Below are 25,030 nucleotides of genomic sequence, written 5' to 3'. Positions count from 1 at the left end.
GCCGTGCGGCGGCCGGGGCGGGTTTCCGCCCCACGGCGACGCGGCGCTGTCGACCCGCGGGGTCAGCGCCCTGGCAGCTCCGCGGGGGAGGCCGGCGTCGCGCCGACGGCCGGCCCGGCGGTCAGCGGGAGCAGTACGCGGAAGACCGTCGCGCCGGGCGCGGACTCCACCCGGATGTCCCCGTGGTGCTTGTGCACCACGATCCGGTACGAGATGTCCAACCCCAGCCCCGTGCCGGCGCCGACCGGCTTGGTGGTGAAGAACGGCTCGAAGATGCGCGGGCGGATCTCGGCCGGGATCCCCGGGCCGGTGTCCGCCACCTCCACCACCAGGTGGTCGTCCGCCCGCGACGTCCGCACCGTCAGCACCCCCCGGTCGCCCATCGCGCCGAGCGCGTTGTCGATCAGGTTGGTCCAGACCTGATTCAGCTCGGCGGCGTACGCGGGGATCGGCGGCAGCTGGTGGTCGTACTCGCGGACCAGCCGGACCTCGGCGGGGATCTTCGCCTTGAACATCACCAGGGTGGCGTCGAGCAGGTCGTGCACGTCGACGACCTGGAACGGCGCCCGGTCGAGCTGGGAGTACTGCTTGGCCGCGCCGACGAGCTTGGAGACCCGGGTGACGGCGTCGCCGATCTCCCGCAGCAGCAGCTCGGTGTCGACCGTGTAGGTCAGCCAGCGCACCGCCGACGCCAGGTCGGCCCGGCCCACCGCCGGCTGCACCCGGGCCAGCCAGTCCGCGTCCAGGCCGCCGGCGACCAGGGTCGGCGCGAGGTCCCACGCAGCGCTGACCTCGTGCTCCTCCAGCCAGTCCGTCACCGCGTCCTCGGCGTCCGCGGCGGCCATCGGGGACAGCTTCGGCGCGGTCGCCACCCGGGCCACCGCCTCCTCCTGCAACTCCACCAGCAGGTGCAACGCCCGGCCGTCCAGCCGGCCGTCGGCGATGAGGGCGAGCTTGTGCCGCATCCCGGCCACCCGCTCCCCGAGCACGGCGGCGGCCCGGACGGCGGCGGCCGCCGGGTTGTTGAGTTCGTGGGTCAGCCCCGCCGAGAGCGAGCCGAGGGCCAGCAGCCGCTCCCGCTCTCCGACGATCGTCTGGCTGTCCCGCATGCCGAAGAAGAGTCCCTCCAGCAGGTGCATGGCCATCGGGAACCAGGTTCGCAGGGCGTACGCGAAGTTCTCCGCGGGCAGGACGAAGAAGTCCGCGTCGGTCACCGCGCGCATGGTGTTGCGGTACACCTGCTCGACCTGCCCGTCCAGGTACGCCTGGGTCGCCCCGCCGTACACGCCGCGCTGGTCGGTCCGGTTGACCTCCACGTCGTCGCCGCGGACCTGCCGCTGCAGCGAGACCGTGCCGCGCAGCAGGACGAAGAAGCAGGTGGCGGCCTCGCCCTCGCCGTAGACCACGGTGCCGCCGGCCCGCTGCTCGACCCGGCCGTGCGCGGCCAGCCAGTCGAGTTGGCCATCGTCGAGCGCCTCGAAAAGGAACAGGGTGCGCAGCTGGTCCGGGGTCAGCCGGTCGGCGGGGGTGCTCACTGGGCCTCCAGGTAGCGGTGCACGAGCGATACGGCCATCGCGCCCTCGCCGACCGCCGATGCCACCCGTTTGACCGACTCGGCGCGGACGTCACCCGCGGCAAAGACCCCCGGCAGGCTGGTCTCCAGGTGGTACGGGTCGCGCGAAAGCGGCCAGCCCGGCGGACGCTGCCCGCCGGAGAGCAGGTCGGGGCCGGTGACGACGAAGCCGCGCCGGTCCCGGACCAGCACGCCGTCCAGCCAGTCGGTGCGCGGCTCGGCGCCGATGAAGATGAACAGCCAGGACGTCGAGACGGTGCGGGTCTCGCCGGTGCGCGCGTCGCAGAGGGTGAGCTGCCGCAGGTGGTCCTCGCCCGTCGCGCCGACGACCGTGGTGTGCGGGTGCACGGTGATCCGGTCGATGCGCTCCAGCTGGTCGATCAGGTAGCGCGACATCGAGGCGGTGAGGTCGGCGCCCCGGATCAGCAGGTGCACCCGGGTGGCGTACCGGGAGAAGTGCACGGCGGCCTGGGCGGCGGAGTTGGCCCCGCCCGACGATGTAGACGTCCTGGTCGACGCAGTTGGGCGCCTCGGTGGCGGTGCTGCCGTAGAAGACGCCCCGGCCGGTGAAGTCGGACAGCCCCGGCGCGTCGAGCAGCCGGTACGACACCCCGGTGGCCAGCACCACCGTGTGGGCGGCGATCTCGCTGCCGTCGTCGAAATGCAGCAGCCGGGCCGAACCGGCCTCGCTGAGCCCGACCACCTCGCGGGTGCTGAGCAGTTCGGCCCCGAACTTCGTCGCCTGCCGGCGCGCCCGGTCGGTGAGTTGGGCGCCGGACACCCCGTCGGGGAAGCCGAGGTAGTTCTCGATCCGGCTGCTCTGCCCGGCCTGCCCGCCGGTGGCCCGCCGCTCCACCAGCACGGTGCGCAGCCCCTCGGAGGCCCCGTAGACCGCCGAGCCGAGGCCGGCCGGGCCGCCGCCGACCACCACCAGGTCGTAGAAGTCGGCCGCCGGCACCACCGTCAGCCCGGCCAGCGCGGCGAGCTCCGCCTGGCTCGGCGCCACCATGGCCTTGCCCTCGGCGGTCACCACCAGCGGCAGGTCCGCCTCGGTGGCCCCGGCGGCGTCGAGCAGCCGGGCGCCCTCCGGCTCCTCGACCAGCAGCCAGCGGTACGGCACCAGGTTGCGGGCCAGGAAGTCGCGGACCTTGAACGAGGGCGCGGACCAGCGGTGCCCCACCACGCGGATCTCGGCGAGGGCGGCGTCGGGGCTGGCCGCCCAGGCGTCGAGCAGGCCGTCGAGCACCGGGTAGAGCTTCTCCTCCGGCGGGTGCCACGGCTTGAGCAGGTAGTGGTCGAGGTCGACCACGTTGATCGCCTCGATGGCGGCGTCGGTGTCCGCGTACGCGGTCAGCAGCACCCGGCGGGCGGCCGGGAAGAGATCCATCGCGGCCTCGAGGAACTCGATGCCGGTCATTTCGGGCATCCGGTGATCGGCCAGCAGCAGCGCCACCTGCTCGCCCCGGAGCTTGATCTCCCGCAGCGCCTCCAGTGCCTCCGGCCCGGAGTTCGCGCGGACCACGCGGTAGCGGTCGCCGTAGCGCCGGCGGACGTCCCGGGCGACCGCCCGGGACACCACCGGATCGTCGTCGACGGTCAGGATCACCGGGTTCGCCATGGCGCCCATGAAACCACCTCACCCCCGGGCGGTGCACTTGGTGGGGACGGGAGTCCCAGCCCGGCGCCCGAGGGTGACGGGCGCGGAGCCCCTGTGGGATGCGTCCCCCGGGTCGGGCCGGCCCGTGGCCCCGGCGGAAAAGTGACATACCATCGGCAGCCGACGCCGAGACCGCGCCCAGCGCATGTCCTGCCCGGCCGACGGCCCGCACGCCGGCCGGCCCAGCCCCCAGTTGAGAGGTCCCCATGAGCGGCGATGCCGGTAGCTACGAGGTCCAGCAGTACGACGACATCGAGGACGAGGGCGTCCTCGACGGTTCCGACACGCTCGACGACGGCGTCGGGGACCCGCTCGACGTCGGGATCGCGGCGAGCGATCACTGGTCGGGCGCCAACCGCTTCGGGACGACCGCCGCGGAGGAGCACGCGGGCGAGTCGCTGGCTCAGCGGCTCGCCGAGGAGGAGCCCGACGTCTCGGCCGAGGACGATCCCGCGCCCTACGGCGACGAGGACGAGCTGACCCGGCGGGGATTCGACCGCGACCTGCGCGCCGGGCGGCTCGTCGAGAGCAACGACGGGTTCGGGGAGGACGTCGAGGCGGACTCCGTCGGCCGGGACGTCGGTGTCGACGGGGGCGGTGCCAGCGCCGAGGAAGCCGCGGTGCACCTGGTCGAGCAGCCCTACGGCGAGTCGGAGACGCCGCTGTGGTGAGCGGCGGGTAGATCCCACGGATCACCGCGGAGCCGCCGAGGGCCGGTGCTGCCCTCGGCGGCTCCGCCGCGTCCGGCCGGTGGCCCACTCACCAGGGCGCCGGCGCCGGCGGCGGCACGACCGGCGGCCGGTCGTCGCAGGTGATGGTGTTCGGCAGCATCCACGGCGCGAGCCAGCCACCGTCGTTGCCGCCCAGGTCGGTGAGGGTGAACTCGGAGCCGGCCGGGGTGAAGTGGAACGACCCGCAGTTGTTGACCCCGACCGCCCCGACGTTGCGGGCGTCGACGTCGGCGAAGGAGGCGGAGCCGGCGGTACGGGCGCTCACCACCGAGGTGCCGGTGCCGTCGACCCGCACGTGGTGGACCTGGACCCCGGTGATCGCGACCTGGTCCTTCACCGGCCAGTCGCTGACCAGCATGATCGCGTTGTAGGTGTTGTCCAGGAAGGCGTCCCCGACGACCTGGATGTCCGCTTCGATGCTGCGGTCCAGCGCGTAGAACCAGATCGCGCCGAGGCCGATCTTCCAGTTCAGCTCGTAGGTGCCGGCGCGGACGGTGCTGTTGTCGGTGATCCACAGGTGTCCGGTGAACGGCTCGGCGCCGAACCGGGAGCCGACCTGGATGGCGCTGCCCTCGCGGACCGGGTCGGCGATGAGGTTGCCGGACACGGTGTTGTCGGTGCCGCCGTAGAGGGCGACGCCGTTGGCCAGGACGGGGGACTGCACGGTGTTGTGGTCGAAGGTGTTGTGCGCGTTGGCGGTCCCCTCGGACCACATGGCCAGGCCGTCGTCGCCGGTGTTGCGGACGAAGCTGTTCGAGACGGACGAGTGGGTGACACCGGTGTGGAAGTTGAGGCCGTCGGCGATCTGGTCGGCGATGACGGTGTTGGTGACCCGCAGGTCGGTCATCGGCCCGTCGAACCACATGCCGACCTTGGTGTGGTGCAGGTAGAGGCCGTCGACGGTGGAGTGGTTGAGTGCACCGCCGATGGCGTTGACCTGGTCGGCGTCGATCCGTTCCCGGACGTCGCCCTCGATGGCGAAGCCGGACAGGTGCACATTGCTGCTGCCGCCGGCCGCGGCGTCCCGGCCGTAGAAGCCGACCCCGGTGTGCACCGAACCGTCGGGGGCGGGGGTGTCCAGGGTGACCTCGCGGCCCCGGACGATCGTGTACCAGCTGCCGGCGCCCTCGATCGTCACGTCGTCGACGACGATGTGCCGGTTGACCTGGTACGTGCCCGGCGGAAGGTAGACCGTCCGGTGGGTGTGGCGGGCGACCGAGATGGCCCGGTCCAGCGCGTCGGCGGAGTCCCGCCGGCCGGTGGGGTCGGCGCCGAGGGCGACGGCGTTCACCGCGTGCGGCGCGACGTGCGGCGGGCCGACGAGCTCCGAGTCCAGCAGGTCGATGACCGTCCAGGCGGCGGAGCTGCCGGGCGGGGACGTCAGCCGGACGACCTCGCCGGCCCGGTGGGTGCGTCCCAGCAGCAGCCGCTGCTCGTCGTAGAAGTGGTGCGGCCGGAACGGCGTGGTGATGGTCGGCGCCGGCGTGGTGGCCGCCGGTACGCAGGAGCACTCGGTGATCCACCAGTCCGGGTGCAGCAGCCCGGCGTCGGGGTCGTTGCTGAACGGGTACTGGTTGTAGAGCCAGGCGTACTGGGAGGTGAGGGTCATCGTGCGGGCGCGGCCGGGGCCGACCGTGACGTCGAGGGGCGCGGTGCTGCCGCCGCCGTCCGGCGAGTCCGGAATGCTGTACCGGACGGTGATGGCGTTCGCCGCTGCCGGCAGGGTGAACTCGACGTGCTGCCCGGGGGTCAGCCGGACCGCCCGGCGGCCGGAGGCCTCGCTCGGCAGCGTGTACGCCGCCCGGTCCGGGCCGATCACCGTGCCGGTGGTCCGGGCGTGCTCGGCCTCCTGCTCGACGAAGCCGACCGCGGCGCCGCGGCCGGCGACGAGCGACGGATCGAGCCCGGCCCGGGTGACCACGGGCGCCGGACCGGTGGGCCGGGGACCGGCCGCGGCGGCGCCCCCGGTGAGCACGCTCAGCGTCACCGCCGCCGTGACCGCGGCGGCCCGGACGGCGCGCCGCCGCCCGCGTCCCGGTGCCGCGTCCTGGTCGAAGCTTCCGTACATCGGATGACCCACTCTCTCGGGTTGGTCTGACGGATGCCGCAGCCCGGACGTCGCGGTGGCGCCCCACGCGGAGGCCGGCGGCCGGCTTCGGGTTCGGCGCGCTCATGCTATTTCCGCAAGTTGTAAATATTCAAGCATGGCTTTGTTCATATCTTGCGATATCTGGCTGCCCGTCGGTCCGGGTCCGCCACTCCGCCCGGGTCGCCACGGTAGGGGCGCATCCGGTGCCAGGCGGATGCGGGCCCGGCGGGGGAGCGGGGGCCGTTCTCCCAGGTGGGGCGGCCGGAAGCGGTTACGTCGTTGACATTGGCCGGCAGCAGGTGGTTCATTTCTTGCAAGAATCCGACGTAGGATTGCGGCCGTGACGAAACGGCTGACTGAGGTGGCCCGCAAGGCGGGCGTCAGCGAGGCCACCGTGAGTCGGGTGCTCAACGGTCGCGGCGGCGTCTCCGAGGCCACCCGGACCGCGGTGCTGACCGCGCTCGACGTGCTCGGCTACGAGCGCCCCACCAAGCTGCGCGGCGAGCGCGCCCGGCTGGTCGGGCTGGTCCTGCCCGAGCTGCAGAACCCGATCTTCCCGGCGCTGGCCGAGGTGGTGACCGGCTCCCTCGCCCAGCGGGGCTTCACCCCGGCGCTTTGCGCCCGCACCATCGGCGGGGTCTCCGAGGCGGACTACGTCGAGATGCTGCTGGACCACCAGGTCTCCGGCGTCATCTTCGCCGGCGGGTCGTACGCCCTGGCCGACGCCCCCCATGAGCACTACCGGCGGCTGACCGACCGCGGGCTGCCCGTGGTGCTCGTCAACGCGGGCGTGGACGAGCTGGGATTCCCCCGGGTGTCCACCGACGACGCGGTCGCCGTCGAGCAGGCGTACGGGCACCTGCGTTCACTCGGGCACGAACGGATCGGCATGGTGCTCGGCCCCGAGGACCACGTCCCGTCCCGGCGCAAGCTCGCGGCGATGGGCGGGATCGCCGGCTGGAGCGACCCGGGGGAGTACGTGGAGCGGTCGAGCTTCTCCATGGAGGGCGCCCGGGTGGCCGCCACCAAGCTGGTGAACCGGGGGATCACCGGCATCGTCTGCGCCAGCGACGTGCTCGCGCTGGGGGCGATCCGCGCGGTGCGCCGGCTGGGCCGCGCGGTGCCGGCGGACGTCTCGGTGGTCGGCTTCGACGACTCGGCGTTCATGACCTGCACCGATCCGCCCCTGACCACCGTGCGGCAGCCGATCGAGACGATGGGGCAGGCGGCCGTCGACCTGCTGGTGACGCAGATCGAGGGGGCCGGCGTGCTCGCCGACGAGCTGCTCTTCGAGCCCGAGCTGGTGGTGCGCGGTTCGACCGGCCCGGCGCGGGTGGCAATCGGGTAACGCGGGGCGACGCGCAAAAAGGACGGACCCTCCCGGGTCCGTCCATTTTTGTGTCCGGGACCATCGCAGTCCTTGTTTTTCATAACCCGGTCCAGTTCTTGCGCGTCATGGTCCAGCTTTGTATCGTCATCGCCACGAAACATCCCGTGCACGAGAGCTGGATCACGTTCCCGAAGGGATGGACAGATGTCCGTACCGCAGTACCGGAAGGCTGCGGCGTTAGCGCTCGTGGCCGGCCTGGGGCTCAGCCTTGCGGCTTGCTCCACGAAGAGTGACGACGCAAAGACCGATGCCGGTGGCAAGGTCACCATCACTGTCGACTGCCAGCCGGTCGGCTCGCAGAAAGAGCTGCTGAAGAACTGGAACGACGACGTCGTCGAGTTCCAGCGCCAGAACCCGAACATCGTCATCAAGAGCGTCAGCGTCGGCGAGCAGTGCAACAACCCGCCGGACTTCACCGCTCGCCTCGCCGGCGGCACCGTGACCGACCTGTTCTACGGGTACATGACCGACCTCCAGCAGGTGCTCGACTCCGGTCAGGCGATGGACATCACCGAGTTCGCCACCAAGGACACGGTCCCGACCTGGGACAGCATCGACCCGGCGCTGAAGGAGGTCTTCACCGACGGCGGCAAGCTCTACGCCGTCCCGGTGAAGAACTACTCGATGGGATTGGTCTACAACAAGGTCCTGTTCCAGCGGGCGGGGCTCGACGTGAACAACCCGCCCAAGACGTGGGGCGAGGTCCGGGCCGCCGCCAAGAAGATCTCCGCGCTCGGCAACGGCATCGCCGGCTACTCGGAGTACAGCGCCGGCAACACCGGAGGCTGGCACTTCACCTCCCTGCTCTACGCGCAGGGCGGCCAGGTGCTGACCGCCGACGGCAAGAAGGCCGACTTCAACAACGCGAAGGGTAAGCAGGTCCTGCAGAACCTCAAGGACATGCGGTACGGCGACAACAGCATGGGCGACCGCCAACTGCTGCAGTGGGCCGACCTGCTGACCAACGCCGGCGCGGGCAAGGTCGGCATGTTCGTCGGCGCGCCGGACGCCACCCAGGCGATCGTCAGCCAGTTCCAGGGCAAGTTCCAGGACTGGGCGATGGCCCCGCTGCCCGGCCAGGACGGCAAGGCGGTGGGGACGCTCGGTGGTGGCGAGGGTTACTTCTTCAAGAAGGGCCTCACCCCCGAGCAGGTCAAGGCCGGTCTGAAGTGGATCGCGTACCAGAAGCTGACACCGGGCAAGGGCCAGTTCGACTACGTCCGGGCCAAGCCGCAGAACTACCCGGTGGGCCTGCCCCAGCCGCTGCTCTTCGCGGGCGGCAGCGACGCGCAGAAGCAGGAGCTCGAGCTGCGCAAGGCGAACGCGAACGTCGACACCGCGAACTTCGCGATCTTCGAGGCGAACCCGGTCCCGATCAAGGGTGAGCCCCGCAACGCGCAGGCGATCTACGCGGTGCTCGACGCGGCGATGTCCGGTGTGCTGACGAACCCGAACGCGAACATCGACGCGCTGCTCAAGACGGCCGAAGACAAGGTCAACCAGCTCCTCGCCGCCGAAAAATGATCCGGAGGTGTGGGGGCTGGCCCGCCGCCGGCCCTCACACCGTCCGCGCCGCACCGTCGGCGTCACCGACCATGCAGGAGTTGCCTTGGCGACCACCACCGTCCCGGGGACCACGAGAGCACCGGGTCGACCCACGTCGCCGTACCCGGCAGGGCCGCCGCGTACGAGCCTCGGCCGCAAGGTACGCGACAACCTCACCGGGCACGCGTTCCTGATCGGCGCCGTGCTGTGCTTCGCGTTCTTCTCCTGGTATCCGATGATCCGCGGCGTCGTCATGAGCTTCCAGCGCACCCGGCGCGGCGTCACGACCTGGGTCGGCTGGGACAATTACGACCGCATCATCGCCGACCCCAGCTTCTGGACGGCCTGGAAGAACACCTTCTACTTCACGATTCTCGCGCTGGTACTCGGGTACGCGGTCCCGTTCTTCGTGGCGATCCTGCTCAACGAGTTTCGCCACGCGAAGGGGTACCTGCGGATCCTGGTCTACCTGCCGGTGATGCTGCCGCCCGCCTCGGCGCTCTTTCTGTTCAAGTTCTACGCGTACGACCCCGGCGACGCGGGCCTGTTCAACTCGATCCTCAAGGCGCTGCACCTGCCGACATCGCAGTGGATGCAGTCGCCCGGGATGACGATGCCGGCGATGGTGATCGCGTCGACCTGGATGAACATGGGCGGCGCGGTACTGATCTACCTGGCGGCACTGCAGAACATCCCCGGCGAACTCTACGAAGCGGCCGAGCTCGACGGCGCCGGGATCTGGCGGCGGATCCGCCACGTGACGATCCCGCAGACCCGGCTGATCCTCGCGCTCCTGGCGATGCTGCAGATCGTCGCCACGATGCAGTTCTTCATCGAGCCGCTGATCCTCGCGAACGGTACGGGCGCGGAGGACTCCGCGACCTCGGTGGCGTACCTCATCTACCAGCACGGGTTCTTCCAGAACGACCTCAACGGCGCCGCGGCGCTCGGCGTGATCATGCTCGTGGTGCTGGCCGGCTTCTCCGCCGTCTACGTGCGGCTCAGCTCGAAACAGGACTAGGACGGGACGAGGAATGGCACAGGACTCCGGGACCCGGACCCTCATCTCCCACGCTCAACTTCGGCGGGGGCGCGGCAGGGTTGTCTACTGGACACTGCTCGCCGTCGTCGTCGTGGGCTTCACGCTCGTCTTCCTCGGGCCGCTCTACTGGATGGTCACCGGCGCGCTCAAGTCCGGCCAGGAGGTCGCGCAGACCCCGCCATCGCTGTTCCCGAAGGATCCCCAGTCGCAGAACTACGCTGATGCCTGGAACAACCTGAACCTCGCCAAGCTGCTGTTCAACACGTTCTACTACGCGGCTGGCGCGCTGCTGTTCCAGCTCGTCCTCGACACCGCCGCGGCGTACGCCTTGTCGAAGCTTCGACCGGTGTTCGGCAACGTGATCCTCGGCCTGATGCTGGCAACGCTGATGATCCCGGCGATGGTTCTCATCGTTCCGCAGTACGTGACCGTGATCGACCTGCCGATCCTGCACATCAACCTGCTCGACTCGCCGTTTGCGATCTGGCTGCCCGCGGTCGCGAACGCGTTCAACATCTTCCTGCTGAAACGGTTCTTCGACTCGATCCCCGAGGAGCTGATGGCGGCGGCCCTCATGGACGGGGCATCGCCGCTGCGCACGCTGTGGTCGATCATCCTGCCGATGTCGCGCCCCATCCTCGGCGTCGTCTCCATCTTCGCCGTGACGGCGGTCTGGAAGGACTTTCTCTGGCCGAAGCTGGTCATGCCGTCGCCCGAGACCCGGACGGTCAGCGTCGGGATCTACGCCTTCTCGGGTGGTACGCCCATGAACGTGGTGATCGCCGCGTCGGTCATCGCCGCGATCCCGACCGTCATCGTCTTTCTGATCTTCCAGCGGAACATCATGTCCGGCCTGACCACAGGCAGCCTCAAAGGATAGCCACCGGCGCAGGCTCCTCCGGCGAACAACGACCGTTCGCCAGGCAGATCCAGGTCCGGCGAACCCGCCGACGTACCGACGCAGAAAGCAGGTGCTCGTGTCCGCAGGAGACAGTGGTCCGTGGTGGCGTGGAGCGGTGATCTACCAGGTGTACCCACGTAGCTTCGCCGACGGCAATGGCGACGGCATCGGCGACATCGCCGGCATCCGGTCCCGGCTGAATCACCTGTCCGCGCTTGGCGTCGATGCGATCTGGTACAGCCCCTGGTACCCCTCCCCGATGGCCGACGCCGGCTACGACGTGGCCGACTACCGCGACATCGACCCGGTCTTCGGCACGCTGGCCGAGGCGGAGGCGCTGATCGCGGAGGCACACGCGCTCGGCATCCGGACCATCGTCGACGTGGTGCCGAACCACTGCTCCGACGTGCACCCCTGGTTCCAGGCGGCGCTCGCCGGCGGCCCGGAGGCGCCCGAGCGCGAGCTGTTCTGGTTCCGCCCGGGTCGCGGCCCGGACGGCGCGGAGAAGCCCACCGATTGGGTGTCGCCGTTCGCCGGCGACACCTGGACCAGGACCACCAACTCGGACGGCACGCCGGGCGACTGGTACCTGCACCTCTTCGCCCCGCAGCAGCCCGACTTCAACTGGGACCACCCCCGGGTGCGCGCCGAGTTCGAGGACATCCTGCGGTTCTGGCTCGACCGGGGCGTGGACGGCATCCGGATCGACTCGGCGGCGATGCTTGCCAAGGACCCGACGCTGCCCGAAGCCACCCCGGACGGCCCGAACCCGTTCGTCGACGTGGACGCGGTGCACGAGATCTACCGCAGCTGGCGGCGGATCGCCGACAGCTACCCCGGCGAGCGGGCGCTGATCGGCGAGGTGTGGCTGCCCGACCATGAGCGGTTCGCCAACTACCTGCGCCCCGACGAGCTGCACGCGGCCTTCAACTTCGACTTCCTCGGCTGTGCCTGGGAGCCGGCCGTGCTGCGCGCCTGCATCGACGCGACCCTCGCGGCGCACGCCCCGGTCGGCGCCCCGGCCACCTGGGTGCTGTCCAACCACGACGTCACCCGGCACGTCACCCGGTACGGCCGGACGGACACCACCTTCAGCTTCGCCGCCAAGCGGGAGGGGGTCCCCAGCGACCTGGAGCTGGGCACCCGCCGGGCCCGGGCCGCCGCGCTGCTCTCGCTCTCGCTGCCCGGCGCGGCCTACGTCTACCAGGGCGAGGAGCTGGGCCTCTGGGAGGTCGAGGACATCCCGCACGAGCTGCGCCAGGACCCGATGTTCGCCCGGTCCGGCCGGGTCGACCCGGGGCGCGACGGCTGCCGCGTCCCGCTGCCGTGGACCGGCGACACGCCCCCGTTCGGGTTCAGCCCGGACGGCGCGGCGGCCCCCTGGCTGCCGCAGCCGGCGGACTGGAAGGACCGCACGGTCCGCGCCCAGACCGGCGACCCGCACTCGATGCTGGAGCTCTACCGGGCGGCCATCGCCATCCGCCGGGCCGATCCCGCGCTCGGCGACGGGGATCTGACCTGGCTTTCGGCCCCCGCGGCGGTGCTCGCGTTTAGCCGCGGCGGCGGATTCCGCTGCCTGGTCAACCTCGGCGACGCGGCCGTGCCGCTGCCGCCGCACGAGCGGCTGCTGCTGGCCAGCGGGCCGCTCGACGACGACCTGCTGCCGCCGGACACCGCCGTCTGGCTGCGGACCACCGAGGAGCCCGGAGCGCCGGCCGTTCCGGCCTGACCCGGCCGCCGCGGCGCTGGCGGCCCGTCCCGACCGCCGGTGCCACCCACCACCCGAAGGAGGTACGAGGAGCGCACCGCACGTAAACGGGGGACCTGCCTGCCCGATGTGCAAGGTCTGGGGTGAGCTGAAGTCCCTACCCGTTCGTCGGCTGCGCCGCCGGTAGGGCGTCCCCCTGCCGGCGGCGTCGGCCCGACCCGCGCGCCGCCACGGGCGGGTTGTCCGGAACCGGTCATGCTGACCCGCCCGGTCGGCTAGCTTTCGTGCGGTGGAGGTTGACGCCGCCGCGGTGGAGCGGCTCAGGTCCGAGCCCGCCCTGGCGTCGCTACGGCGCTCGCTGGACCTCGCCTACCGCGACCCGCGGCGGGCGGCGGCGATGGATGCCTTCTACGCCCGCTTCGTCCGGCCCGGCGACCTCGTCTTCGACGTCGGCGCGCACGTCGGCGACCGGGTCGGCAGCTTCCGCCGGCTAGGTGCCCGGGTCGTCGCCGTGGAGCCGCAACCCGTCTGCGTACGGGCCCTGCGGGCGATCTACGGCGGCGACACCGAGGTGGCCGTGGTCGAGGCGGCCTGCGGCGCGCGCCCCGGCCGGGTGGAGTTCTTCGTCAACTCCCGCAACCCCACCGTCTCCACCGCCTCCGCGCACTTCCTCCAGGCGGCCGAGGGCGCGGCCGGCTGGACCGGCGAGGAGTGGGACGCGCGGGTCGAGGCGCGCTGCACCACCCTGGACGCGCTGCTGGCCGAGTTCGGCGTACCGGCCTTCGTCAAGATCGACGTGGAGGGCTTCGAGGATGCCGTCCTGACCGGCCTCGATCAGCCGCTGCCGGCACTCTCGTTCGAGTTCACCACCATCGAGCGCCCGATCGCGCAGCGCTGCCTCGACCGCCTCACCACGCTCGGCTTCACCGGCTTCAACCTCGCGCTCGGCGACGAGATGTCGCTGGCGCTGCCGCACTGGCTGTCGGCGGACCGGATGGCCGCCCACCTGCGGGCACTGCCCCACGAGGTCAACTCCGGCGACGTGTACTGCGTGTCCGGTCACCACCGGCCGCCGTCGCGCTGAGCCGGCGAACCCGGTCTGCCGGCCGGGTTCGGGGCCATCCGGTGGGTCAGCGACCGGTCGGCTGGCGGCTGGCCCCTGTCCGCATCGAGAGGCGCTTGCGAGTGAGAGATTTCGCTCCAGCTGGGACGCTGGCCCGCTGAGCAACGAACCGAGCAGCCGCGTGGGCAGACGGCAGCGGACGAGCACGCACACCAGCAGTGGGCTGAGCGAGCCGCCGAGCCCACGACGATGGCACGGGTAGCGACGCCTCACCATGCGGTGCCACGATTCGGGGCATGGGCCGAGGATCGCTCTGGTCGGGCATTGTCGACAGGACACTGTGGTTGGTATTTGTCGACTCGGTGCGTGCGCGCACCCGCGCCGAAGCCTACGCCGCAGGGTATGCGCGAGCGGTGTTCCGGCGCGCGAACCGGCTGCGAGCCGTCGCCGCCCTCGTCACCGAGGCGGAGCAGAATTTGGCCAAGGGCAAGCCGGCCATAGCAGAGGCTCTATATCGCCGGGCGGCTGAAGCCGGCAGCCACCAGGCGGTCGTGCGGTTGGTCAATTGGTCGGGTATCCGCGAGGATCGGACTGCCGTGGAGGCCGTGTATCGGGTAGCGGTCGCGGCCGGCGACGTGCATTCGCTGTCAGGTCTGGCCCTGGTCCGCGCCCGGCAGGGCGACACCGCCGAGGCTCGGGAGTTGTTCCAACAGGCCATCGAGGTCGGCTGCGTCGACGCGTTGACCGGATACGCCGCCTTCTTGCGTAACTTCGGCGATCCCGGCGAGGCGAGCAAGGAGATCCAGCGGTGCCGCGAAGAGATGGCGGGCGGCGAGACCAGAGCCGTCCCTCTGCTTGGTGCGCTGCTTCTCACCGAACCAGATTGTGGAAACGAGGCGGAGGCGGTGCTTCGTCGGGGTGCTGAGCTGCTGGAAAACAGATCCCGTGCCCTGCTGGCGGCGCTGCTGCTGGATCGCGGCGCCGTCAGCGAAGCATCGGAGCTGGTGCGACGGCTGCGCGCTACCGGTGACGAGCACGTGCGGTTGTACGCCGAGCGCCTCGCAAAGGAGTACGCCCTGCCGGCGTAACGCGGCGGGTGATCCTAAAGGCTCCTGGTCCTAAGAGTGCGCGTGAGGCTTGACAACCTTGGTTGTCGAGCGGGACTCTGAAGTGCGAGGTCACTGACGAGGGAGTGCTGTCATGCGGGACCTAACGCCGGAAGAGCGGCAGGAGCTAGGGCGGGAGCTGAATACTGTTGCGGCCAACTGGGCGCGGCGGCTGCACGCCTCCGACATGGATGCCTTGCGCAGAGCAGACCACGAGCGGAGCTACACGGAGAGGATGCGGGCTCACCTGGCACGGATGGCGGCAGGTGAGCAGATGCGTCGTCTTCTCGCCGACCTCGTGTCAGCAAGCGCCGAGGAAGCGGTGCAGTGCGGTGCTGGCTATCCCGAGCTTGGCGCAGCAGTGGGCGCCAGCCGGCAAGCAGCGCGCAAGCGTTGGCCCAACCTCTCGATCTCGAAGAGGCGCGCCAATGAGTGGAAGCAGCCACCCGGGAGCATCGGCTGGGCCGGTAGCCATCTGGGGTATCCGGGACCACCCGGTTCCTGAGCAGCCTGGCCGGCTGACGTCGGGTGGGGCAGCTAGGAGGCAGCGAATGCCTCGACGCCGATTGTGGAGCCTTGGCAACGAACGGCGCGTGACAGCTGCCCTCAACGCTGCTCCGACCTGAACCTCACTCGTCGACAGCAGGTGCCCGGCTCCCCCCGGAGAGGGGGTCAGCGCCGACGGTCGATGAGTGCTGGGCGGGCTGTCCTGAGGATCAAGGTTAGCAGCTGGGGAGGCCGTGAGTACCGTGAGGCACGACGGCGGCCGACAGGCTGGCGACGCATCCCGCGCTACGAGGAGGTTCGGGATGGACCTGATGTCGGGGCTGACCTTTGGGCAGCGTCTCAAGGTCTTACCGTGAGCGCTCGGGCAAGACCCGCGCTGTGCTCGGCGGGCTAGTAGGCCGTAGCGCCGAGTGGGTCAAGGCGCCCACGCCGTGACCGTCGCCGTCGAGCTTCAGAAGTCCGGTGAGGCGGTGCGGCAGGCGAATCGCCTTGACCAGGCGGCGATCCCATCGAAACCCGACGTGCCCGGCACCTGATCGAGGTGGCCCGCGGTCACTACGGCAAGGGCGACAACGAGGCCACTGTGGCGACTCTTCGCCAGCGTACGAGTCCGCGCCGGAGACGATCTGCTTCAACGGCTACGCCAGGCAGATCACCCTCGATCTACTGGACGGACCGCGCTCTTTGCGAGGCGATGTGCATGACCTCGCGCTGAAGGTCGGCCTCGTCGCCTGATCAAGGGGTACGAACCTTACCCATTCAGCCCTACCACGCTGCGTACGTTCCTCCTCACGGGATGCGGCGGGCGGTGCGGATTGGCCTGATCGCCGTGTCCCTCTCAACTCGGGGGCGAGACAGCGTGCCCCCGTGACTGACGAGGGAGATCCGGTGCGGCGCGTCTCGTACGAGGAGTACCTGCTCGCCGCCGCAATGACCCTGCGGCGGCATCGGCCGGTTTGGTGCTGGAGGCGATGGCGGCGGTCTGCCGCTGCGGAGCTGACCTGCCGTGTCATGCCCGGCACCGGATCCCGATCAACCGAGGCCACTGGCCCGGGGAGGGGGAGCAGGCCCGCTCCACCGAGGTGTGGGTCGGCGGCAGACAGTGGGCGGTTACGCGTTCAAGAGCGGCGGTTGACCTGGCGGTACCGGGTGTGTTCGGGTCTGCCGGGCAGTTGAATGGGCAAATGGGCAGCCGGTTTGCGGGGCGGCGGCAGGCCACGGGTCGGGCGGTGGGTTTGCTGCGGCGGAGCGGCAGCATGCAGCAGGCGACGTTCGTGGAGTTGTTCTTCGATCTGGCGGTGGTGTTCGCGTTCGACCGTGTGGTCGCGGGGTCGTTGCCCGGTTTCCTCAACGAAGACCCGGCGCAGCGGTGGAGCAATGCCGGCCGGACGGTGTTGCTGCTCATAGCGGTGATGTACCTGTGGACTACCACCGCGTACCTCACCGGCCGGTTCGAGCCACACCGCGCGGGCACCCAGGTGATGCTGCTGCTCAGCACCTTCGCCATGATGATCATGGGAACGGCCGTGCCGGGGGCGTTCGCCGGTGAAGGTCTGGTGTTCGCGGTGGTGTTCGTGACGGTGCGGGTGGCGCGTCCGGCCGTGATATCGCTGGGTCTGCGGTCGCACCGGTTGCGCCGGTTGTACTGGCGGGTAACGGCGTGGTTATGCCTGGCCGGGGTGTTTTGGGTAGGCGGCGGGGTGGCCGTCGGCGCCGCCCAGCTGGTGTGGTGGGCGGTGGCGGTGGTGGTGGATCTGGGATCGGCGAGGTTGGGCTGGCCAGCGCCCGGGCTGGGTCGGCATCGGAACACCATCTGGCAGCTCGCCGGGGACCACCTGGTGGACCGGAACCAACAGCTGTTGATGATCGCCCTCGGTGAGAGCATCCTCGCCGTCGGGATCAGCTATAGCACCCACCCGCATGACCTCTACAAGACTGCTGGCCTGGTGATCGCTTTCGCCACCACGACGCTGCTGTGGCGGGTGTACTTCCAAAAGGCCGGTGAGCTGCTGCCCAAGGCCCTCGACGCGGCAGGCGATCCCGCGGGGTGGGGTCGACGAGTCGCGTTCGCGCATGCGCTGATGGTGCTGGGCATCGTCACCACCGCAATCGGACACGAGATCGTGCAGCACAGCCACACGCAGGTGACACACCCGTCGTGGCGGGCGACAATCCTGGGCGGGCCGGCGCTGTTCCTCGTCGGCCGGGCCCGCCTGGAGCATCTGGTGTTCGCCCGGGTCTCGTGGCGCAGGATCGTCGGCATCGCCATGCTGGCCGCGGCAGCCCCGCTGATGGGGCGGGTGTCGCCGCTGGCCACCGCGACCACCGCCGCCGCAGTGCTGCTGCTCATCGCCGTGCTGGACTGGCGCAACGCCGCGGGCAAGCCACCGGAGGTCCCGTCGCCGCCCGGCTGACCGCCGCCCAAGCAAGAGCGGGCATCGACGGCGGATGGAAGGTCTGCCGTGTCGATGCCCCGCCACTTTGTGGAGCCTACGTACCGCCTTTTTGCCGCCCGCCCGACCACCTGCTCTCGCCGGTGGGCGGCTTCGGCAAGATCTCCATAGGTACGTCGCGATCTCTACGCGGTCGAGCTGGCCAGGGTGCTGCCGGACCCAGGCGGCCATCGCACCGCACTCGCCTTCCCGCGCCAACGGTCACCTGACCGGTGTGAGCGGACGCTTCCCTGACGAGAGGAGGTGAGGGTCTGCCACGCTCCGACTATCGGTAACAACCGAAGACCCCGAGTCGACACTCGGGGGTTTTTCATGCCCTAAAAACGATCTTGGAGGAGATTCGGTGTTCGTAGGCCACCGTGACGAGCGACTGCTGTGGGAGCTGCTGCCCGACGTAGCCGCTCGCCGAGGCGGTGACGAAGCCGATCCCCGGCCCGCGCTCGGTGATCGGCTGGTGCTCGCGCGCCCCGGCGGCCAGCAGCTTTCGCACGGCGCCGGTCAGGTTGTGCACGTGCCAGTACAGGACCGCGCTGCCCGGTGCGTCCGGCACGGCGTCAGCGTAGCGGCGGTCGATCAGACCCAGCTCGTGCTGGTGGCCGCCGAGGCCGAACTGCAGCAGGGCGTAGCTGGTGCCAAGGGCGCGTTCGTCTTCGTTGCGGGTATAGCGCCGCCCGGCGAGATAGGTGAGCAGCTTGCCCAATCCAGCGTGCTTTCTGCGCCGAGGGGCAAGGGGATGACGGAAGTCCGGCCTCGCGGCTGCCGAACCGCCAGATAATGCGGGAGTCAGCCTGGGTTCATCCTCCGGGACGGCGGGCGGGCTGATCGACATGCCTCGAGGAAGGAGTAGCCGTCGGATGAGCACGATGTACGCCGTGAGAGCTCACACCAGGGGCGGGCCGGAGCAGCTCGTGTACGAGGAGGCGCCGCGGCCTGAGCCGGGGCCTGGTGAGGTGTTGGTGGCCGTGAAGGCTGCTTCCATGACACCCACTGAGCTCACCTGGCCGCAGACTTGGACGTCCAGCTCGGACGGGTCAGGACCTGAGCGCACTCCGATCATCCCGTCGCATGAGTTCTCCGGAGTCGTCGCGGCGTCCGGGGCGGGGGTGGAGAGGCCGGCTGAGGGGGAGGCCGTCTACGGGTTGATCCCTTTCACCCGCGATGGCGCGGCGGCCGAGTACGTCACCGTGCCCGCGGCCGTCCTGGCGGCCAAACCCGCTACCGTTGACCATGACCACGCCGCGGCGCTCCCATTGGCTGCGCTGAGTGCCTGGCAGGCACTGGTGGATCACGCCGACCTGCGGGCCGGCCAGCACGTGCTGGTGCAGGGCGGCGCCGGCGGCGTGGGGATCTTCGTGGTGCAGCTCGCGGCCGGTCTCGGTGGTCGGGTGAGCGCCACGGCGGCGGCGGCCGACCTGGAATTCGTCAAGGGTCTGGGTGCCGAGCAGGTCATCGACTATGCTCACGACCGCTTCGAGGATCATGTTCGCGACGTGGACGTGGTCGTTGATCTTGTCGGAGGAGCGACGCAGTCGCGGTCCTGGTCGGTCCTGAAACCGGGCGGTGTCCTGGTCACCCTCGTCACCCCACCCGACCAGCAGGAAGCAGCCCGGCATGGCGTCCGCGGCGTGTACTTCATCGTCGAGCCCGACCAGAACGCGTTGCGTTCCATCGCCGAACTCGTCGACAACGGCCGGTTGAGGCCGGTGCTGGACCGCGTGCTGCCCCTCACTGAGACGCGCTCCGGTTACGAGGCGCTCGAGACGGCCAAACGCCGCGGCAAAATCGTCATCCACGTCGCCGAGTAGGTGTATCGCCCAGCACCGTTGCTTACGCAGGTGACGGGTGATTTGCCGCCGACTGAGGTGTGGCTGCGGTGGTGGTTGTAGGTCGTATCCAGGCGGGTAGGGCGTCGGCCGGGTGCTGGTTGCTGGTGAACGGCTGGGCGTAGGCCCCATTCGTCACACAGGGTGCGGTGGAAGCGTAAGCGTGCTCAGACGAAACTCCAACGCTGACTGGGCGGGTGGCAACTCCTGGCTGGATGCCCGGACGAAGTGCCGGGCGGACCGGCCGGGTGCGCCGACGTAGTGGTGTGCGCGCATCAGCCCGGATCGGGGTCACTGGCGACAAGGATCCGGCCTTTCACTCCGGCCTGCATCTGGCGATGAGCCTGGGCGGCCGCCGTTAACGGGTAGGTGCCGTTGATTCGCGAGATGAGCTGGTTGGTGGCCAGCAGGTCGTTGATGACGGCGGCCGCCTCCGCGAGGTCCGCGGTCGAGGCGTTGCTGATGACGAACCCCCTGATGCTGGCGTCTCGCGTGTACAGCGCGCCTATCGGCAGCACTGGCCGGGCCGCCATCCCGGCCAGCGCGATGATCCGTCCACCCCGCGTGAGCAGGGGTACGGCAAGGTCCAGGTCGTGGCGTCCCGAGTTGTCCCACCACAGGTCGATCCCCTCCGGTGCGGCCTGGTGCAGCAGTGCGGGTAGGGCAGCCTGGTCGTGGTAGTCGATCAGCAGGTGAGCGCCGCACCGTCGGCACCAGTCGAAGTCTTCTGGCGCCGCCGTGGCAATGACGCGAGCACCCGCCGCCACCGCAAGCTGTACGGCCGCGCTCCCGACTCCGCCCGCCGCCCCGGCGACGAAGACCGTCTGACCGGGTCGCAAGGAGCCGGTCCGGAACCGACCAGGTCGCGACCGATCACGAACGGGAACGGTGTGTGAGTCCGCCGGAGCGTACGAACGTGTCGACGTGGTTGACCGCCAGCTCCGTTCGCACCAGGACGTCGGTGGGGCCCGGAACCGGCACCGGGAGGGGGCCGATCCGGATGCGTTCTGGGCCCCCGAGTTCGGTGAGGTACGCCGCCAGCATCGTGTCAGGCAGACCCGCCATCGGTGTCCATTCCCACCGGACCGGCCGGGTCCTGGCGCATGGCGCAGCGCGCACGCCAGGACTCGACGAGGTCGGTGTCCTCGGCGATGCCGCACGTGTAGGCGGGCAACATGATCGGCAACACCGCTCCACCCTGCTGCCTGGTCAACGACGGCCAGCGTGTGCATTCTCGTGGGAAACATCGGTGGTAACTGCTCGGGCGTGAGGGCGGTCGGCCCGAAGAGCCAGCCGGCGTAGCTGTATGAACCGCCCTAATCCTCACCCCATCGGTATGTTTGCGGCCGCCGTCAACGGGTAGCACGCGCCATGTCTGGCCTGTCACTGGTGCCCCTCGGCGCCAGCCTCGTGCTCGCCGATCCGGCGCAGCTGCTGCCGGCGCGCGAGCAGATGGCCTTCACTCTCGGCTTCCACATCATCCTGGTGCCGTTCGGGGTGGCCTTCACATTCCTGATGCTGATCGCGAACGCCCGCGGCATTCGCCGGAACGACGAGACTGCGCTGCTGCTGGCCCGGCGCTGGTCACAGGTGGCGGCGGTGCTGTTCGCCGTCGGCGCGGTGTCCGGCACGATGCTGTCGTTCGAGCTCGGCCTGCTCTGGCCACGACTGATGGGCAACTACGGCGCGGCGTTCGGCATCCCGTTCGCGATCGAGGGTCTGTTCTTCTTCTTGGAGGCGATCTTCGTCGCCATCTACGTCTACGGGTGGCGGCGGATGCGCCCATGGCCACACTTCTGGACCGGGGTGCCGGTGGTGCTCTCCGGGATCGGCGGCACGCTGTCGGTGGTCGCGGCGAACGCCTGGATGAACCAGCCGGGCGGATTCACCATGCGGGACGGCAAGATCGTGGAGGTCCGCCCACTCGAGGTGATCTTCAACGACGCGTTCTGGTACGAGGCCATCCACATGCTGCTGGCCGCGTACGTGGTCGCCGGGTTCGTCGTCGCCGGCGTGTACGCGGCCGGGATGCTGCGCGGCCGCCGCGACCGGTACCACCGGCTCGGCCTGCTGATACCGCTGACCGTCGCGGCGCTGGCCACCCCGCTGCAGGTCTTCGTCGGCGACATCGCCGCGCGCGAGGTCTACCGGAACGAGCCGGCGAAGTTCGCCACGATCGAGGCCCTCCCGACCACGGGCACCCACGTGCCGGAGGTTCTGGGCGGCTACTACGCGAACGGGAAGGTGCACGGCGGCCTCAAGGTTCCCTCGGGGGCCTCGCTGCTTTCTGGTTACTCACCGTCGACCCGCATCCAGGGCCTGGACGCCATACCCGCCGAGCTGCGGCCGCCGGACCGCCTGGTCACAATCGTTCACCTGAGCTTCGACGTCATGGTCGGTATCGGCTCCGCGCTGCTGGCCCTCTCCACCTGGTACGCGCTGGCCTGGTGGCGCCGCCGTGACCTGCCGCGCAGCAGATGGTTCCTGCGAGCGACCACGATCAGTGGCGTGCTCGCGGTGGTGGCGCTGGAGGCGGGCTGGGTGGTCACCGAGGTCGGCCGGCAGCCGTGGACGGTCGTCGGTCACCTCCTCACCCGGGACGCGGTCACCACCTCCGGCAACCTGTGGCTGTTCTTCGCCGCCACCGTCGCGCTCTATGCCGCGGTCGGCGCCACCACCGTGTACGTCCTGCGGCTGCTGCGCCGCCGCTGGCGCGACCAGGGCGGGGCTACCGAGACGGACGTGCCCTACGGCCCACCCCGGTCCTCGGAGTCCGCGCCCGCGGGAGGGCAGGCGTGAGTACGTTCGCCGCCGTCGTGCTGTTCATCGGCGTCACCGCCTACGCCGTGCTCGGCGGCGCGGACTACGGTGCAGGCTTCTGGGACCTCACCGCCGGTGGTGCGCGACCCGGGCAGACCCCCCGGCACCTGATCGACCACACGCTGGCGCCGGTGTGGGAGGCCAACCACGTATGGCTGATCTTCTGCCTGGTGATGCTCTGGACCGGCTTCCCGTCCGCCTTCGCCGCGATCATGACCACGCTCTACATCCCGCTGGGCCTCACCGCGCTGGGCATCGTGATCCGCGGTTGCGGGTTCGCATTCCGAAAGGTGGTGGTGAAGACCGACCAACAGCGGGCGACCGGCGCGGCGTTCGCCACCTCGTCGGTGATCACACCGTTCTTCCTCGGCACGGTCGTCGGCGGAATCGCCTCCGGGCGGGTGCCCTCGGACGGACACGGCAACCCCGTGACCAGTTGGGTCAACCCGACGTCGCTGCTCGGCGGGGTGCTCGCGGTCGGGGTGTGCGCGTTCGTCGCCGCGGTGTTCCTCACCGCCGAGGCCCGTACCCACGCCGACGCCCACCTGGAGCGCTGGTTCCGCCGTCGAGCCCAGGCCAGCGCCGTGGCGACTGGCGCCGTGGCGCTGGCGGGCATCGCCATCCTGCACGCTGACGCCGGGCGCCTGTTCTCCGGGCTGACCGGCCGCGGCCTGCCCCTGGTGCTGGTCTCCGCGGCATGCGGGCTGGCCAGCATCGCCCTGCTTCACCGGGCCGCGCCCCGGTTGCTGCAGGCGCTCGCCGTCAGCGCGGCCGGCACGGTGGTGGTCGGCTGGGGCGTCGCGCAGTACCCGTACCTTCTAGGCACCCACCTACGCATCGACGAGGCCGCGGCTCCCGACGCCACCCTGGCGTCGCTCACCCTCGTCGCCGCCGCGGCGCTCCTGCTCGTCGTGCCGGCCATGGCGCTGCTGTTCGTCCTGCACCAGCGCGGTCGGCTGGACACCGCCTGACTCCCTTCACGCTGGCGCCGTGCCGGACCGCGGCCGGTTCAAGATTCGTTGGTGGTCTCGCGGACCGGCATTGCGTTAGGGCGACGTAGGCTCCAGCGGATGGAGGAGATGGCGTGTCGGCGTTTGGGGTAGCGCCAGGTGACCTGTTCCTCGTCGGGCACGTGCAGGTGCGTGCCGTCGATAGCCACGGTGCGCAGCCCCGGTAGAACACGCCGGGCTGGCACAGCAGGCCGACGACACCGGCCAGGGTCTCGAACAGCCGGCGCAGCGGCGCCGCTCCGATCCGGCGGCGGGCGCGTGAGAGTGAGGAGACGCTCGGCCGGGTCAGAGACAACTGCGCCAGGGCAGCGGTCAGCTTCCCCCAGGTCGCCCGGTAGGAACACTGCTCGAACAGGGCGAGCGCGAGGACGAAGTACACCACGACCCGAGACGCCAGCAGCCGCAGCCGCTTCTCACGTGTCCCGGTCTCCTCCAACACTGCGTCGACCAGGTCGCTTCAGTCCGCCGTCAGCGACCTTGGCCGCGGCGAGCTCGTCATCAGCCGGGGCTCAGCCCGTGCACGGCCGCCTCCCGGCTTGCCGCCGTCTTCGATGCCACACTGGCACGAGTACACCGGCCACCACCCCCGCAGGACAAGTTGGTCATCAGCGGTCTCCCGGCGGATCGGGAGTTCGTCGCGTTCTCGCTGCGGGAAGGCCCGGTCCAGGCCAGGATGGCGGTGAACACCTGGGACCGGATGGGCGAGCTGAGCGCCCTCATCCGCTCTCGCGACCGGATCTCCGGCGCGGCCCTGGGGAGGTTCGCCGCGTAGGGCTGTCACAAACAGGGAGGCCGTCTTGTCCTTCCTGTGGACAGTCCCTGTTTGGAGGAATACATGAGCGCTGAGCACGCACACCTGCCCCCAGGTGTTGAGGTGATCACGACCCTGCCGGAGGCGGCGGCCCGGATCCCGGCTGGCGCCGAGGCCAGGACCATCCGGGTCACCCTGTCGCCCGGTGACCCCGGCGCGCCGCCGCACCGGCACCCCGGGCCGCTCTTCGGTTACGTGACCCAGGGCGAGATCCTCTTCGAGCTGGAGGGGCAGCCGCCCCGGGTGCTCAAGGCCGGTGACGCCCTGTTCGAGCCCGGGGGCGACGTGATCCACTACCAGGGCGCCAACAACCTTCCGGACGCGCAGTCGCAGCTGGTGGTGACCATGTTCGCGCCGCCGGGTACCCCGATTCTGACCGTGGTCAGCGCGGAGGAGCTGGCCGAACGACGACACCTACGGGTTACCCAGCGATGATGACCACCACAACCGTTGCGTTTGGTGATCGGCGGCTGAGTCAAGGGCCTTGAAGAGGCGAGCGGGACTTCTGATAGATCAGCTTGTGTCGAGCAAGGTGATCATGTGTCAGGAGTCCCGTTGCAGGAGAAGCCTCATGTCTGTCATCACTCGATCGGTCGCGGTGGCCGGCGGTGTGTGCGCGCCCGGACATCTGGGCGAGTTGACCCAGATCATCGACTTCGACCTGGTCGACGCAGTGTTGGAGGAGACCGGGACACGTGAGAAGCCGCTGCGGCTGCTGCCGTCTCGGTTCGTGGACCGCACGATGCTGCTGCTGGTCGACGCAGGCTGCGACGCCGCGCAGTTCCTGCGCGACGTTGCGCC

21 protein-coding genes and 4 pseudogenes are annotated in these 25,030 nt (G+C 70.2%); 17 read left to right on the top strand and 8 right to left on the bottom strand.

Annotation, left to right across the window (positions count from 1 at the left end):
• Window positions 1-62: 62 nt before the first annotated feature.
• The 3 genes and pseudogenes from I8N68_RS21575 to I8N68_RS33675 form a co-directional block, all read right to left on the bottom strand.
• Window positions 63-1,535 (bottom strand): ATP-binding protein, encoded by a 1,473-nt coding sequence (locus I8N68_RS21575; protein WP_200213222.1) that lies wholly within the window; start codon window positions 1,533-1,535, stop codon window positions 63-65.
• The gene (locus I8N68_RS33680; protein WP_307812918.1) at window positions 1,532-2,008 is read right to left on the bottom strand and encodes an NAD(P)/FAD-dependent oxidoreductase; all 477 of its coding nucleotides are present in this window, start codon (window positions 2,006-2,008) and stop codon (window positions 1,532-1,534) included. The genes I8N68_RS21575 and I8N68_RS33680 overlap by 4 nt, the downstream gene beginning before the upstream one ends.
• 118 nt (window positions 2,009-2,126) lie before the next feature.
• Window positions 2,127-3,191 (bottom strand): annotated as a pseudogene (locus I8N68_RS33675) (NAD(P)/FAD-dependent oxidoreductase); the annotation flags it as partial.
• A 245-nt stretch (window positions 3,192-3,436) separates the two neighbouring features.
• Between I8N68_RS33675 and I8N68_RS21565 the strand changes: the two are divergent.
• Entirely contained in the window at window positions 3,437-3,901 is a 465-nt protein-coding gene (locus I8N68_RS21565) for a DUF5709 domain-containing protein (RefSeq protein WP_200213221.1), read from the top strand.
• 88 nt (window positions 3,902-3,989) lie between these two features.
• On the opposite strand, the gene I8N68_RS21560 is transcribed toward I8N68_RS21565, so the two are convergent.
• The gene (locus I8N68_RS21560; RefSeq protein WP_200213220.1) at window positions 3,990-6,029 is read right to left on the bottom strand and encodes a glycosyl hydrolase family 28-related protein; all 2,040 of its coding nucleotides are present in this window, start codon (window positions 6,027-6,029) and stop codon (window positions 3,990-3,992) included.
• A 340-nt stretch (window positions 6,030-6,369) separates the two neighbouring features.
• Between I8N68_RS21560 and I8N68_RS21555 the strand changes: the two genes are divergently transcribed.
• From I8N68_RS21555 to I8N68_RS21515, 10 genes and pseudogenes are all read left to right on the top strand, one after another.
• The gene (locus I8N68_RS21555) at window positions 6,370-7,398 is read left to right on the top strand and encodes a LacI family DNA-binding transcriptional regulator (RefSeq protein WP_200213422.1); all 1,029 of its coding nucleotides are present in this window, start codon (window positions 6,370-6,372) and stop codon (window positions 7,396-7,398) included.
• A 186-nt stretch (window positions 7,399-7,584) separates the two neighbouring features.
• The gene (locus I8N68_RS21550; protein WP_200213217.1) at window positions 7,585-8,964 is read left to right on the top strand and encodes an ABC transporter substrate-binding protein; all 1,380 of its coding nucleotides are present in this window, start codon (window positions 7,585-7,587) and stop codon (window positions 8,962-8,964) included.
• Window positions 8,965-9,049: 85 nt separating this feature from the next.
• Window positions 9,050-10,006, top strand: a complete 957-nt coding sequence (locus tag I8N68_RS21545; protein WP_200213208.1) for a carbohydrate ABC transporter permease — start codon at window positions 9,050-9,052, stop codon at window positions 10,004-10,006.
• A gap of 13 nt (window positions 10,007-10,019) precedes the next feature.
• The gene (locus I8N68_RS21540; protein WP_200213205.1) at window positions 10,020-10,907 is read left to right on the top strand and encodes a carbohydrate ABC transporter permease; all 888 of its coding nucleotides are present in this window, start codon (window positions 10,020-10,022) and stop codon (window positions 10,905-10,907) included.
• 136 nt (window positions 10,908-11,043) lie between these two features.
• Window positions 11,044-12,657 carry a glycoside hydrolase family 13 protein gene (locus I8N68_RS21535; protein ID WP_307812917.1) on the top strand — a complete coding sequence of 538 codons (1,614 nt, stop codon included), beginning with the start codon at window positions 11,044-11,046 and terminating at the stop codon, window positions 12,655-12,657.
• 268 nt (window positions 12,658-12,925) lie between these two features.
• A complete protein-coding gene (locus tag I8N68_RS21530; RefSeq protein WP_307812916.1) occupies window positions 12,926-13,720 on the top strand; it encodes an FkbM family methyltransferase in 795 nt (264 codons plus the stop codon).
• Between the two features lie 275 nt (window positions 13,721-13,995).
• A complete protein-coding gene (locus tag I8N68_RS21525) occupies window positions 13,996-14,787 on the top strand; it encodes a tetratricopeptide repeat protein (protein WP_200213200.1) in 792 nt (263 codons plus the stop codon).
• A gap of 836 nt (window positions 14,788-15,623) precedes the next feature.
• Window positions 15,624-15,735: pseudogene (locus I8N68_RS33030) on the top strand (helix-turn-helix domain-containing protein); the annotation flags it as partial.
• Window positions 15,720-16,047, top strand: a pseudogene (locus I8N68_RS21520) (XRE family transcriptional regulator); the annotation flags it as partial. The pseudogenes I8N68_RS33030 and I8N68_RS21520, both read left to right, overlap by 16 nt.
• Before the next feature lie 521 nt (window positions 16,048-16,568).
• Window positions 16,569-17,726 (top strand): low temperature requirement protein A, encoded by a 1,158-nt coding sequence (locus tag I8N68_RS21515; RefSeq protein ID WP_200213197.1) that lies wholly within the window; start codon window positions 16,569-16,571, stop codon window positions 17,724-17,726.
• Between the two features lie 349 nt (window positions 17,727-18,075).
• Here the strand turns inward: I8N68_RS21515 and I8N68_RS21510 are convergent, their stop codons facing one another.
• Window positions 18,076-18,465 (bottom strand): VOC family protein, encoded by a 390-nt coding sequence (locus I8N68_RS21510; RefSeq protein ID WP_200213195.1) that lies wholly within the window; start codon window positions 18,463-18,465, stop codon window positions 18,076-18,078.
• 154 nt (window positions 18,466-18,619) lie between these two features.
• Between I8N68_RS21510 and I8N68_RS21505 the strand changes: the two genes are divergently transcribed.
• Complete coding sequence (locus tag I8N68_RS21505) at window positions 18,620-19,570, top strand: NADP-dependent oxidoreductase (protein WP_200213194.1); 951 nt, start codon at window positions 18,620-18,622, stop codon at window positions 19,568-19,570.
• Window positions 19,571-19,863: 293 nt separating this feature from the next.
• Here the strand turns inward: I8N68_RS21505 and I8N68_RS21500 are convergent, their stop codons facing one another.
• Window positions 19,864-20,427: a zinc-binding dehydrogenase gene (locus I8N68_RS21500; RefSeq protein WP_200213193.1), complete on the bottom strand. Its 564-nt coding sequence runs from the start codon at window positions 20,425-20,427 to the stop codon at window positions 19,864-19,866.
• Window positions 20,428-20,636: 209 nt separating this feature from the next.
• Entirely contained in the window at window positions 20,637-20,777 is a 141-nt protein-coding gene (locus I8N68_RS21495; RefSeq protein ID WP_200213188.1) for a hypothetical protein, read from the bottom strand.
• 182 nt (window positions 20,778-20,959) lie between these two features.
• Here I8N68_RS21495 and I8N68_RS21490 point away from each other — a divergent pair, with 182 nt between their 5' ends.
• Window positions 20,960-22,387, top strand: a complete 1,428-nt coding sequence (locus tag I8N68_RS21490) for a cytochrome ubiquinol oxidase subunit I (protein ID WP_200213181.1) — start codon at window positions 20,960-20,962, stop codon at window positions 22,385-22,387.
• Entirely contained in the window at window positions 22,384-23,379 is a 996-nt protein-coding gene (locus I8N68_RS21485; protein ID WP_200213175.1) for a cytochrome d ubiquinol oxidase subunit II, read from the top strand. The genes I8N68_RS21490 and I8N68_RS21485 overlap by 4 nt, the downstream gene beginning before the upstream one ends.
• On the opposite strand, the gene I8N68_RS34305 is transcribed toward I8N68_RS21485, so the two are convergent.
• Window positions 23,285-23,869 carry a transposase domain-containing protein gene (locus I8N68_RS34305; RefSeq protein ID WP_372433791.1) on the bottom strand — a complete coding sequence of 195 codons (585 nt, stop codon included), beginning with the start codon at window positions 23,867-23,869 and terminating at the stop codon, window positions 23,285-23,287. The two genes, I8N68_RS21485 and I8N68_RS34305, sit on opposite strands and share 95 nt — an antisense overlap.
• 147 nt (window positions 23,870-24,016) lie before the next feature.
• Here I8N68_RS34305 and I8N68_RS21475 point away from each other — a divergent pair, with 147 nt between their 5' ends.
• The 3 genes and pseudogenes from I8N68_RS21475 to I8N68_RS34300 form a co-directional block, all read left to right on the top strand.
• Entirely contained in the window at window positions 24,017-24,190 is a 174-nt protein-coding gene (locus I8N68_RS21475) for a hypothetical protein (protein ID WP_200213157.1), read from the top strand.
• A gap of 63 nt (window positions 24,191-24,253) precedes the next feature.
• Entirely contained in the window at window positions 24,254-24,664 is a 411-nt protein-coding gene (locus tag I8N68_RS21470) for a cupin domain-containing protein (protein WP_200213154.1), read from the top strand.
• Window positions 24,665-24,767: 103 nt separating this feature from the next.
• A pseudogene (locus I8N68_RS34300) lies at window positions 24,768-24,953 on the top strand (transposase domain-containing protein); the annotation flags it as partial.
• Window positions 24,954-25,030: the final 77 nt, after the last annotated feature.

The sequence above is a fragment of the Micromonospora coerulea genome, from assembly GCF_016598485.1.
In the GTDB taxonomy this organism is placed as follows: domain Bacteria; phylum Actinomycetota; class Actinomycetes; order Mycobacteriales; family Micromonosporaceae; genus Micromonospora; species Micromonospora coerulea.
Note: the sequence above shows the minus strand (reverse complement) of the source record. Positions and strands in the feature narration are given on the sequence as shown.